Annotated in this window: 13 protein-coding genes; 11 read left to right on the forward strand and 2 right to left on the reverse strand. The window is 68.8% G+C overall.

Annotation, left to right across the window (positions count from 1 at the left end):
* The 5 genes from hisD to ACP5E6_RS00035 form a co-directional block, all read left to right on the forward strand.
* Positions 1-1,280, forward strand: a 1,280-nt coding sequence (gene hisD / locus ACP5E6_RS00015; protein ID WP_427949943.1) for a histidinol dehydrogenase, incomplete at its 5' end; no start/stop codon positions are given.
* Between the two features lie 90 nt (positions 1,281-1,370).
* Positions 1,371-1,589: a translation initiation factor IF-1 gene (gene infA, locus ACP5E6_RS00020; RefSeq protein ID WP_029311525.1), complete on the forward strand. Its 219-nt coding sequence runs from the start codon at positions 1,371-1,373 to the stop codon at positions 1,587-1,589.
* Positions 1,580-2,152 (forward strand): Maf family protein, encoded by a 573-nt coding sequence (locus ACP5E6_RS00025; protein ID WP_427950157.1) that lies wholly within the window; start codon positions 1,580-1,582, stop codon positions 2,150-2,152. The genes infA and ACP5E6_RS00025 overlap by 10 nt, the downstream gene beginning before the upstream one ends.
* Entirely contained in the window at positions 2,149-3,009 is an 861-nt protein-coding gene (locus tag ACP5E6_RS00030; RefSeq protein ID WP_427949947.1) for a ribonuclease E/G, read from the forward strand. The genes ACP5E6_RS00025 and ACP5E6_RS00030 overlap by 4 nt, the downstream gene beginning before the upstream one ends.
* Positions 3,006-3,161, forward strand: coding sequence for a DNA gyrase inhibitor YacG (locus ACP5E6_RS00035; RefSeq protein ID WP_427949950.1), 156 nt, complete (start codon positions 3,006-3,008; stop codon positions 3,159-3,161). The genes ACP5E6_RS00030 and ACP5E6_RS00035 overlap by 4 nt, the downstream gene beginning before the upstream one ends.
* Here ACP5E6_RS00035 and ACP5E6_RS00040 read toward each other — a convergent pair.
* Entirely contained in the window at positions 3,116-3,700 is a 585-nt protein-coding gene (locus ACP5E6_RS00040; RefSeq protein WP_427949953.1) for a TIGR00730 family Rossman fold protein, read from the reverse strand. The two genes, ACP5E6_RS00035 and ACP5E6_RS00040, sit on opposite strands and share 46 nt — an antisense overlap.
* 90 nt (positions 3,701-3,790) lie before the next feature.
* Here ACP5E6_RS00040 and ACP5E6_RS00045 point away from each other — a divergent pair, with 90 nt between their 5' ends.
* The 3 genes from ACP5E6_RS00045 to ACP5E6_RS00055 are packed head-to-tail and all read left to right on the forward strand — an operon-like array spanning position 3,791 to position 6,395.
* On the forward strand, positions 3,791-4,786 hold the full coding sequence (locus ACP5E6_RS00045) for an Ig-like domain-containing protein (RefSeq protein WP_427949956.1): 996 nt from the start codon (positions 3,791-3,793) through the stop codon (positions 4,784-4,786).
* Between the two features lie 48 nt (positions 4,787-4,834).
* Positions 4,835-5,515, forward strand: coding sequence for a phosphatidylserine decarboxylase (locus ACP5E6_RS00050; RefSeq protein ID WP_427949959.1), 681 nt, complete (start codon positions 4,835-4,837; stop codon positions 5,513-5,515).
* A gap of 16 nt (positions 5,516-5,531) precedes the next feature.
* Entirely contained in the window at positions 5,532-6,395 is an 864-nt protein-coding gene (locus ACP5E6_RS00055; RefSeq protein ID WP_427949962.1) for a CDP-alcohol phosphatidyltransferase family protein, read from the forward strand.
* 37 nt (positions 6,396-6,432) lie between these two features.
* Here ACP5E6_RS00055 and ACP5E6_RS00060 read toward each other — a convergent pair whose 3' ends face one another.
* Positions 6,433-7,449 carry an NAD(P)/FAD-dependent oxidoreductase gene (locus ACP5E6_RS00060; protein ID WP_427949965.1) on the reverse strand — a complete coding sequence of 339 codons (1,017 nt, stop codon included), beginning with the start codon at positions 7,447-7,449 and terminating at the stop codon, positions 6,433-6,435.
* 184 nt (positions 7,450-7,633) lie between these two features.
* Between ACP5E6_RS00060 and tsaE the strand changes: the two genes are divergently transcribed.
* The 3 genes from tsaE to ACP5E6_RS00075 form a co-directional block, all read left to right on the forward strand.
* Positions 7,634-8,071: a tRNA (adenosine(37)-N6)-threonylcarbamoyltransferase complex ATPase subunit type 1 TsaE gene (gene tsaE, locus ACP5E6_RS00065; protein ID WP_427949968.1), complete on the forward strand. Its 438-nt coding sequence runs from the start codon at positions 7,634-7,636 to the stop codon at positions 8,069-8,071.
* Positions 8,068-10,962: a double-strand break repair protein AddB gene (addB, locus tag ACP5E6_RS00070; RefSeq protein ID WP_427949971.1), complete on the forward strand. Its 2,895-nt coding sequence runs from the start codon at positions 8,068-8,070 to the stop codon at positions 10,960-10,962. The genes tsaE and addB overlap by 4 nt, the downstream gene beginning before the upstream one ends.
* Positions 10,959-11,593 (forward strand): UvrD-helicase domain-containing protein (locus ACP5E6_RS00075; protein WP_427949974.1); only part of this gene is annotated, 635 nt, incomplete at its 3' end. The genes addB and ACP5E6_RS00075, both read left to right, overlap by 4 nt.

The raw sequence follows: 11,593 nt of genomic DNA on the forward strand, positions 1-11,593 counted from the left end.
ACCGGCTTGCCACCAGCGATCCCGGGTTCGAGGCGGCGTTTGCCGCGCTGATCGCGGACCGCGCCAGTGCCACCGATGTCGCGGCGGCGGTGGCTTCGATCATCGCACGGGTGCGCGCCGAGGGGGATGACGCGCTGATCGATCTGACCGCGCGGTTCGACCGGTTCGCGCTCAGCGCGGCGACGATGCGCGTGGGGGATGCGGAGATCGCCGCCGCGGTGGCGGGGATACCGGCCGATCAGCGCGGCGCGATCGATCTGGCCGCGCGCCGGATCGAGGCGTTCCATCGCGCGCAGCTGCCGCGGGATTTTTCCTTCACCGATGATCAGGGCGTGACTCTCGGGCTGCGCTGGGGGCCGCTCGATGCGGTCGGGCTGTATGTGCCGGGGGGCAAGGCGAGCTATCCGTCCTCGGTGCTGATGAATGCGATTCCGGCGCGTGTCGCGGGGGTTGGGCGGATCGCGATGGTGGTGCCGACGCCGGAGGGGGTGATGAACCCGCTGGTGCTGGCGGCGGCGCAGCGGGCCGGGGTGAGCGAGATTTACCGGATCGGCGGGGCGCAGGCGGTGGCGGCGCTGGCCTATGGCACCGCGACCATCGCGCCGGTGGATCGGATCGTCGGTCCCGGCAACGCCTATGTGGCGGAGGCCAAGCGGCAGGTGTTCGGGCGCGTTGGCATCGATTCGATCGCCGGTCCGTCCGAGGTGCTGATCATCGCGGATGGTGATAATGATGCGGATCACATCGCGCTCGATCTGATCGCGCAGGCCGAGCACGCCGGGGACAGCCAGTCGATTCTGGTGACCGACAGCGCTGGATTGGCGGAGGCCGTGGCCACGGCACTCGGCACCGCGTTGCGGACGCTGCCGCGCGCGGCGATTGCCGCTGCGTCGCTCGCCGCGCATGGCGCGATCGTTCTGGTGGCCGACCGCGCCGAGGCGATCGACCTGGCCAATCGGGTGGCACCGGAGCATTTGCAGATCATGACCGCCGATCCGGCGGGGGATTTCGCGCGCATCCGCCATGCCGGGTCGGTGTTTCTCGGCCGGTACGCGCCGACCGCGATCGGCGATTACGCCGCCGGGCCGAACCATGTGCTGCCGACATCGGGGACGGCGCGGTTTTCATCGGGGCTTTCGGTGTTCGATTTTCTCAAGCGCACCACGCTCACGTCGCTGACGCCAGCCGCCCTCGCCGCGATCGGGCCGGCGGCGGTGGTGCTGGCCGAGGCGGAGCATCTGGCGGGACACGGGCGCTCGATCACGGCGAGGATAAGTTAGGCAGACCTGCCCCTTGCGGTGCAAACCTTGACCTTGTCGCCCTCACGGCTCATGTGGGGCCCGCACGAAACGATTTTAGATCGAGGATAGATGTCGAAAGAAGACATGATCGAGTTCAGCGGCACCGTTGCTGAATTGCTACCCAACGCCATGTTCCGGGTCAAGCTGGACAATGAGCACGTGATTTTGGCGCATACCAGCGGCAAGATGCGCAAAAACCGGATCAGGGTGCTGGCCGGCGACCGGGTGAATGTTGAGATGACGCCCTATGATCTGACCAAGGGCCGGATCACGTTCCGATTCAAGTAACGCTGGTTCTCGCCTCGTCGAGTCCGCGCCGGCTCGACCTGCTGCGCCAGATCGGGATCGTGCCGGACCGGATCGTCAGCCCCGATATCGATGAGACGCCGCGGCGCGACGAGACACCGCGCGCGCTCGCCATGCGACTTGCGCGCGCGAAGCTCGATGTCGTTTCGGGGCCGGACGCGTTCACCATCGCGGCGGATACCGTGGTCGGGCTGGGGCGGCGGATTCTGCCCAAGGCGGTGACCGAGGCAGAGGCGCGCGCATGTCTCGGCCTGCTCGGCGGGCGGCGGCATACGGTGTATTCCGCGGTCGCCCTGCGCGGGCCGGACGGGCGGATCGTGGCGCGCAATGTGGCGAGCGTGGTGGCGTTCGCGCGGCTCGATCCCTGGCTGGTGGATGCCTATGTCGCGAGCGGCGAATGGGCGGGCAAGGCCGGCGGCTATGCAATTCAGGGACGGGCGGCGGGTTTCGTGGATTTCATGTCGGGTTCGTATTCCGGGGTGGTCGGCTTGCCGCTGCATGAGACGCTCAATCTGCTGCGCGGGTTAGGGTGGCGGCAGGGATGATCCTGGCGTCGCAGCGCGCGGGGGTGGTGCGGCTCGCCTTGGTCGAAGACGGCGTGCTCACCTTCTATATGCTGTGGCGGCCCGATGCGCCTGATGGCGTGGGCGATCGCTATACCGGGCGGATCAGTGCGCAGGTGCCTGCGCTCGGGGGCGCTTTCGTTGAGCTGGGCGGCGTGGTGGGGTTTCTGCCGGACAGCGCGGGCGGACGGGGTGGCGCCGAGGGCGATCTGGTCGATGTGGTGATTACGCGCGCGGCGCAGGGCGGCAAGGGGCCGCGCCTGGCGCGGACCGGCGACGCGGCGGATGGCAAGCCGGGCTTGCGGGCGCGCGGGGCGGGGCCGATCGGCGAGTTCCGGGCGTTGCGGCCGGACGCGCCGATCGTTGCGGATGATTTCGAATTGATCGCGCGGCTCCGGAAGCTGTATGGCGCGATCGAGCACGCGGCGGGGTGCTTCGCGCCGATCGAGGATGAGGTGGCGTGCCTTGCCGATCCGGTCGCGGCGTTGCCGCACGGGGCGCGCGCGATCATTACCCCGACGCCGGCGCTGACCGCCATCGATGTCGATGCCGGCGCGGCCACCGCCGAGCGGGGCGGCAAAACCGGGGCGCAGGCGCGGCTCAATCGCGCGATCATTCCCGAACTCGCCCGGCAGATCCGGCTGCGCAACCTCGGCGGCGCGATCCTGATCGATTTCGCCGGGATGAAGGCGGCGGCCAGGGCCAGTCTTGCGCCCGATCTGGTCAGCGCGCTGGCGCGTGACCCGTTGAAACCACGCTTGATCGGGTTTACGTCACTGGGGTTCGCGGAGGTGCTGCGCCCGCGAATCCACCCGCCGCTGCATGAGATGATGCCATGACGACAAAACCCTGCCCGATCTGCCGCAAACCCAGCGCGCCCGAACACGCGCCGTTCTGCTCGCGCCGGTGCCGCGAGGTTGATCTCGGCCGCTGGTTTGGCGAGGATTACAAAGTGTCGATCGCGGCGGCGGCGACCGAAGAGGGCGCGTAGGCCTCCAGCCGGGTCAGCACGGTTGCGACATCCGGCAGGATTTCGAACAGGTCGCGCGCCGAGGCTTTGGCGAAGCCGCAGGCGATGATCGCGTCGAGCAATTCACCCACCCGCGCCGCCCAGCCCAGGATGTCGATCAGGACGATCGGTTTGTCGTGGCGTTCCAGCTGCTTCCAGGTCAGGATTTCCATCAGCTCATCGAGCGTGCCCAAGCCGCCGGGCAGCACGACGAAGGCATCGGCGCGGGCGAACATGCGCCGCTTGCGGGTGTGCATCGAATCGGTGACGATCAGCTCCGAGAGGCCGGGAAACTCGACCTCGCGCGCGCGCAGGAAATCCGGGATGATGCCGGTGACATGGCCGCCCGCCCCCAGGGCCGCGCCGGCGACGGCGCCCATCAGGCCGACATTGCCGCCGCCGAACACCAGCTTGATGCCGCGGGCGGCGAGTCCGGCCCCCAGATCGCGCGCCGATTGCATGTAGGCGGGGGCGGCACCGACCGATGATCCGCAGAATACCGTGACAGAAATGTGACTCATCATTCAGAATTACCTCTTGAACCTATCGATATCGACAAGTTCGTGGCAGGGTAATCAAATCGAAGCAAGTCACGGGTAGAGACAGTCGTCATGGCGCAGGACGCACAACCGAGCGATCGCGAGAAACCGGCCCGGCCGGCGGTGCCCCAATGGGCGGCGCCCGCGGCGATCGGGGCGTTGGGCGTCGTGGCGCTGCTCGGGCTGGTGTTCCTGGGCGGCAAGCAGCATTTCGAGCCGACCAAACCGGTGACGCCGCCCGTGCCGACGGTGGCGCGGCCAGCGGCGCCGGTGGGGCCGCGCTTCGATACGGTGCGGGTGGATGCCGGGGGGAACGCGGTGATCGCGGGCAAGGCGACACCCGGGGCGCGCGTGACGATTACCGCCAATGGCAAGCCGATCGGCACGATCACGGCGGATCGGACCGGCAGCTTCGCCTTCGTCACCTCGACGCCGCTGCCGCCCGGCGGCGAACAATTGGCGCTGTCGGAGGTTTCGAAATCCGGTGAGACGCTGGCGAGCGCGCGGGGCGTGACGGTTTCGGTGCCGCACGCGCCGAACGAGGGGGCGCTGGCGGTGTTGAGCGGCATCGGCAAGACCCCGTCGCGCGTGCTGACCGGCCAGGGTCCGAAACCCGGCACGCTGGGGCTCGGCTCGGTCGATTACGATGGTTCGGGCCGGGCGGTGATCGCTGGCACCGCGAAGCCGGGGGCGATCGTGTCGCTGTTCATCGGGGATACCCGACTGGGCACGGCGATTGCCGGATCGGATGGCCGCTGGACGATGCGGACCGATCATCTGCCGCGCAAACCGGGAACGTTCCGGCTGGAAACCACCACGCTGGGCGGCAAAGTGCTCGACACCATGAAGACCGCCTTTGCGCCGCACCAGGTGACGAGGCTGGCGCCGGGCCATGTGGTGATCACGCGCGGGCAGTGCCTGTGGCTGATCGCGCGCAGGCTCTATGGCAAGGGGACCGATTATTCGCTGATCTACCGCGCCAATGAAGGCAGCATCCAGAATCCCAACCTGATCTATCCGGGCCAGCGCTTCACCCTGCCCAAACCGCCGCTCGCGACGCCGGGCTGACGATCCGCTCTGCTTGCATGCGCGGGGAGCGGTGGGCATAACGGGGTTATGGATATGATCAATTCCGTGCGTTCCGTCCTGGCGCCGCCGCACCGGGCGGGGTGGCCGTTTATCGGGGCGGGGCTGGTGGTTGTGGTGCTGGGCCTGATTCTGGCCGGGTGGCTGGCGTGGCTCGGGCTGATTTTCACGGTGTTCTGCCTCTATTTTTTCCGCGATCCGGAGCGGGTGGTCCCGCCGCGCGCCGATGCCGTGGTGGCGCCCGCCGATGGGTTGGTGGTGCGGGTTGACGCCGCCGTGCCGCCGCCTGAGCTTGGCCTGCCCGCCCTGGCGATGCCGCGGATCGCGATTTTTCTCTCGGTGCTCGATGTTCATGTCAATCGGGTGCCGATGGCGGGAATCGTGACGCGGATCGCCTATCGGCATGGCAGTTTCGTCAATGCGGCGGACAAGGAATCCGATGAGAACGAGCGCAACGCGATCGCGATCCGGCTGGCGAACGGGACGGAGATGGCGGTGGTGCAGATTGCCGGGTTGATCGCACGGCGGATTTTGTGTGACATCCATGAGGGTGATCAGCTCGTGACCGGGGCGCGGTTCGGCATCATCCGGTTCGGCAGCCGCACCGATGTGTATCTGCCGCACGGCACGGTGCCGCTGGTTGCGGTGGGGCAGCGCGCGGTCGGCGGTGAGACCGTGCTGGCGACCCTGGCGCCGTCCACGGTGGCGTGAGCACGGACCCGTTGCGATGAGCGAGAGTGGCAGGCGGCGGTTTGTGCTGCCGGGCCGGCGGCCGCCGCGCCGGCCACGGTTGCGCGGGCTGAGTTTCAACCGGATGTTGCCCAATCTGCTGACCCTGGTGGGGCTGTGCGTGGGGTTCAGCGGCATCCGGTTCGCGCTGGATGGGCGGTTCGGCGCGGCGGTGATCGCCATCGCGGTGGCGGGCGCGATCGACGGGCTGGATGGACGGCTGGCGCGGTTATTGAAGGCGACGTCACGGTTCGGGGCGGAGTTCGACAGCCTGTCCGATTTTTTGTGCTTCGGCGTCGCGCCGTCGCTGGTGCTGTATTTATGGTCGCTCGATCAATGGGGCGCGTTCGGATATCTGCCGGCGCTGATGTTCACCGCGAGCATGGCGTTGCGCCTGGCGCGGTTCAATGCGGCGATCGATGAATTGCCGCATGCGGATGACGGGCATTTGAAGGCGTCGCGCTTCGCGCAGAATTTTTTTACCGGCGTGCCGGCGCCGGCGGGGGCCGCGCTGTCGCTGCTGCCGATTTATCTGGGGCTGGAATCGGCGGAACATAATGTGGTGTGGCTGGCCGATCTGGCGCGGGCGCCGGCGCTGAGCGCGGTGGTGCTGGTGGGGACCGCGCTGCTCTGCGTCTCGACTCTGCCGGTCTGGAGTTTCAAGAATTTCAAGGTGCCGCCTGAACTGGTGCTGGTTCTGCTGCTGGGCGTCGTTGTGTTCGCCGCGATTCTGCTGGCCGACCCCTGGCTTGGTCTGGCCTTGCTGGCGGCGGCGTATCTGGCGATGCTGCCGTTCAGCCGGCGCAGTTTCAAGCGGCTTCAGGCCGAGGCCGAGGCGCGGCTGGACACCGAGGTTGAGTGATCCGCCCCGCCGCCCGGCGTGATCCGAACAGCGTGGATCAGACCGCTGGCACGCCTTTCGAGGTGGAGTATTCGAAATGCAGCGCGGTGCCGGGATGGACGATCGGGTGGATCGCGTGGGCGGCCATGGCGGCTTCGGCGAAACCTTGCAGGATGAGTTTGAGTTTGCCGGGATAGCTCGCGACGTCGCCGATCGCGAAGATGCCGTGGGTGCTGGTCTCGAGCGTCGAGGGGGTGACGGCGATGTGGTGCTGCGCGAGGTCGAGCCCCCAGGTGGCGATCGGGCCGAGGTCCATCGCGAGGCCGAAGAAGGGGAGAAGGATGTCGGCGTCGAGCCGGCGGGTGGCGCCGTTCAGATCGGCGACTTCGACGCTTTCGAGGATGCCGGATGCGCCGTGCAAAGCGTGGAGCTGGTAGGGGATGACCAGCTCGATGTCGCCACGCCGGGCGGCTGCAGCGAGTTGATCCGCCATTTCGGGGGCGGCGCGGAACTTCGGGCGGCGGTGGACGATGGCGATGCTGGCGGCGATGCCGTTCAGGGCGATCGCCCAATCGACCGCGGAATCGCCGCCGCCGGCGATGACGATGCGTTTGTTGCGGAAGGCTTCGCGTTTTTTCACGTAGTATTGGACCGCACCGGTCGCCTCGAAGGCCGCGATACCGTCGAGCGGCGGGCGGTTGGGGCCGAAGGCGCCGGCACCGGCGGCGATGATGATGGCTTTGGCGTGGATGGTGTCGCCCTGATCGGTGGTGAGGGTGAAGGCGCCGGCGGCGCCGGCGATGGCGGTGACGATGCGGCCGAGCAGGCGCGGCGGGGCGAAGGGTTCGATCTGGCGTTCGAGGTTTTCGATCAGGGTTGCCGCCTCGATCGCGGGGTGGGCCGGGATGTCGTAGATCGGTTTTTCCGGATAGAGCGCGGCGCATTGGCCGCCGGTTTCGGCCAGCGCGTCGATCAGCACCGATGAGAGTTTCAGCATGCCGCATTCGAAGGCGGCGAACAGGCCGACCGGGCCGGCGCCGATGATGGCCACGTCGGAGGTGATGGGATGTGACATGACTTATCCGTAGCCGATCTGGCCGGAAAAGGAAGCGCTCTGAGCTGAGGCCAAGGTGGCGTCACCGACAAGACCCGAATGGATCGAAAGTTTTTTGCTGCTTTTTTTCAAAAAAGCAGACCTGTCTGACGTCTGCTGGCTACCCCGCCTTTGCCTCGACGCCGGCTTGGCGCAGGATCGGGGCATGACGAGTCGCGAGATGATGCTTGAATCCGAAGCGGCGACCGTGGCGCTGGCGCGGGAGCTGGCGGCGCGGGCGGTGGCGGGGGATGTGTTTTTGTTGAGCGGGCCGCTCGGGGCGGGGAAATCGACGCTGGCGCGGGCGTTCATTCGGGCGCGGGCGGGAGATGAGACGCTGGAGGTGCCGAGCCCGAGTTTTACGCTGGTGCAGAGTTATGAGTTGGACCCGCCGGTGACGCATTTCGATTTATGGCGGCTGGCGGGGCCAGGGGATGTCGAGGAATTGGGGTTCGACGCGGCGCTGGCGGGGATTGTGCTGGTGGAATGGCCGGAGCGGTTGGGGGGTGATGTGCCGGAAGGGGCGGTGCGAATCGGGCTGGAGTGGGGTTCGGGCGAGCAGCGGGTGGTGCGGATCGAGGGTCCGGCGCGGTTGGTGCCATGAGGCCACAGGTTGCGTTCGTGCCGATGGCGGCGCCGTTTCTGGACAGTCTGGCGCGGGCCTGGCTCGAGGCGGCGCGGGCGGCGGGGCGGGATGTGGCGGAGGGGTTGTTGATCCTGCCGACGCGGCGGGCGGCGCGGGCGGCGGCGGCGGCGTTTCTGGCGGCGAATGGCGGGCCGCTGATCATGCCGCGGATTGCGGCGATCGGGGCGGCGGATGAGGCGGCGCTGGGGATTGCTTCGGGGCTGGAATTGCCGCCGGCGATTCCGGCCGAGGAACGGCGCGCGGTGCTGGCACGGTTGATATTGGGGATGGGCGGGCGCGATGGCGCGCCGCAACGCCTGGCCGAGGCGCTGTTGCTGGCCGATGATCTGGCGGTGCTGATCGATGCGGCGGCGCAGGCGGAGGTGGATCTGGCGGCCACCTTGCCGGGGATCGTCGCACCCGATCTGGCGGTGCACTGGCAGCGGACGCTGGATTTTCTGACCATCGTGACCCGGTTATGGCCGGAGATTCTGGCGGATCGGGGTGCGGTCGATCCGGCGCAGCGGTTGCGGCGGTTGATCGATGCGCAGGCGGATTTCTGGGCGGATGCGCCGCCGGCGATGCCGGTATGGCTGGCCGGGCTGGCGGTGGCGACGCCGGCGGTGGCGCGGCTGGCACGGGTGGTGGCCGGGTTGCCTGCGGGGCGTGTGGTGCTGGCCGGGTTCGATCCGGGCATGTCCGAGGCCGAATTTGCGGGGCTGGCGGAGGTGCCGACCCATCCACAGGCGGGGTTGTATCGGCTGCTGACCGCGATGGGGGTGGCGCGCGATGAGGTGGTCGCGCTGGGCGGGATGCGGGAGACCGCGCGGGTCGATTTGTTGCGGCGCGCGTTTCTGCCGCCGGTGACGCCGGCGGCGGCGATTTCGACCGATGGGATGTACCGGCTGGAATCGGGCGATGAGCAGGACGAGGCGCGGGCGATCGCGCTGGTGCTGCGCGATGCGTTGGAAGCGCCGGGGCGGGATGCGGCGCTGGTGACGCCGGATCGGGGGTTGGCGCAACGTGTGTCGGCGGAGTTGCTGCGGCTGGGCATTCGGGCGGAGGACAGCGCGGGCGAGGTTCTGGCGGAGACGCCGCCGGCGGTGATGCTGCGGCTGCTGGCGGCGGCGCAGGATCGGGATTACGCGGCGGTGGCGTTGCTCGGGCTGTTGAAGCATCCGCTGGTGTTTGCGGGGCGGCGTGGTGCGGAGTGCCGGCGCCTGGCGCGGCGGCTGGATTTATGTTTGCGGGCGTGTGCGCCGGGGCCGGGGTTTGCGGCGCTGCGGTTTGCCACGGATAACGAGACGTATCGTGAAATCAATCAGTTCATCGAATCTATTCAGAGCTTGCTTGAGCCGTTGATCGCGGCGTGCACGGCGGTTTCGATCGCGCCGGCGGCGTTGCTGGGGGCGTTGATCGCGGCGGCGGAGGCGATGACGACCGAGGCGGCGGACGGGGACGAGCGGCGTTCGGTGCTGTGGGATGCGGAGGCCGGGGCGGCGCTGTCCGAGCATCTGGCGGTGCAGATGGCGGCGCTGGAGGATCTGCCGCCGGTCGATCCGCGCGAACTGGTCGCCCTGCTCGATGCGGTGCTGGGCAGCGCGCGGTTGCGCCGGCCGCGGGCGCGGGATGCCAATCCGCGCGTCGCGATCTGGGGCATCATGGAAGCGCGGTTGCAGCGGGTCGATACGCTGGTGCTGGGCGGGATGGTCGAGGGGGTGTTTCCGGCCGAGCCCGATCCGGGGCCGTGGCTGTCGCGGCCGATGCGGCGGGCGGCGCAATTGCCGGATGATGCGGCGCTGATCGGCGAGGCGGCGCATGATGTGACGAGTTTGATGGCGAGTTGCGGGATGGTTGTGCTGTCGGTGCCGAAGCGGCGGGGTCGGGCGCCGGCGGTGCCGTCGCGCTTCATCGCGCGGCTCGATCTGGTGCTGCGGGGCGCGGGGCTGGGTTTGCCGCTGCATCCGGCGGGGAGTTGGGCGGCGCAGCTCGACCAGCCGGTGCAACGCGAAGTGCGGGAGAAGCCGGCGCCGCGACCGAAGGCGATGGTGCGGCCGGTGGAGTATTCGATTTCGGACATCACGACTTTGCTGGCGGACCCTTATGCGATCCATGCGCGGCGGATCATGCGGTTGCGCCCGCTCGATCCGCTCGATGCCGAAAGCGATACGGCGCTGTTCGGGACGATCGTGCATGACGGGCTGGCGGCGGTGTCGACCCGGCCGGATTGGGCGCTGGCGGGGGATGCGGCTTCGCTGTTGCGTGTATCGTTCGAATATCAATTGGGACGGCACCGGATGCGCCGCGCGCTGGCGGCGTTCTGGCGGGTGCGGCTGGCGCGGATCGCGGAATGGATTGTTTCAATCGAGCGGGCGCGGATCGAGGAGGCGGGATGCGCTGAGGCGATCGCGGTGGAATTGCCCGGGGTCTGGCGGTTCGGGGCGTTCACGGTGAAGGGGCGGGTGGACCGGATCGAGCGGCGGGGCGATCGGCTCGCGATCATCGATTACAAGACCGGGACGCCGCCGGATGACAGAAAGGTGGAGGCGGGGATTTCGCCGCAACTGCCGCTGGAGGCGGTGATCGCGGAGATGGGCGGGTTTGCCGGGTTCGGCGGGGTGGTCGATGAACTCGCCTATTGGAAACTCTCGGGCGGGGCGACCGAGGGGGAGACGCGGGCGTTGCTCAAGGGGGATGCGGCGCGGGTGCGGGCGGTGATCACCACCGCGCGGGCGGCGATTCCGGCGCTGCTGGCGCATTATGCCGATCCGGCGACGCCGTTTTTCGACCGGCCGAGCCCGGCGCGGGCGCCCTATGATCAGCCGTTCGCCGGGGTGTCGCGCCGGGCGGAGTGGGAGGACAGCGCGTGAGCGGGGCGGTCGCTACAGCGGAGGCGGCGCAGCTTGCGGCGTCCGACCCGGCGGTTTCGGCGTTCGTCGGCGCGTCGGCGGGGTCGGGCAAGACCAAGCTGCTGACCGATCGGCTGTTGCGGCTGATGCTGGCGGGTGCGCCGCCGGCGCGGATTTTGTGCCTGACGTTCACGCGGGCGGCGGCGGCGGAAATGGCGATCCGGTTGCGCGATCGGCTGGGGCGCTGGGCGATCGCGCCGGATGCGGCGCTGGATGCGGAGTTGCGTCTGCTCGATGCCGCGCCGGATGCGGCGATGCGGGCGCGGGCGCGCGGCTTGTTCGGGGTGGTGCTGGATCTGCCGGGGGGGATGCGGATCGATACGATCCACGCCTTCTGCCAGTCGCTGCTGCGGCGGTTTCCGTTGGAGGCGGGGATTTCGCCGCATTTCGTGGTGGCCGATGAGGCCGAGGCGGCGCAGCGCCGGCGGGCGGCGCGCGAGGAGGTGCTGGGCGGGCGGGTCGATGAACCGTTCGAGGCGTTGAGGAAACTGGCCGGTGAGGTTTCGGAGGTGCAGTTCGCCGCCCTGGTCGATCGGTTGCTGGGGGATGGCGAGGCGCATCTGGCGCGGCTGATCGAGCTTCATGGCGATCT

The organism is Acidiphilium sp., from assembly GCF_049977125.1.
Lineage (GTDB): Bacteria > Pseudomonadota > Alphaproteobacteria > Acetobacterales > Acetobacteraceae > Acidiphilium.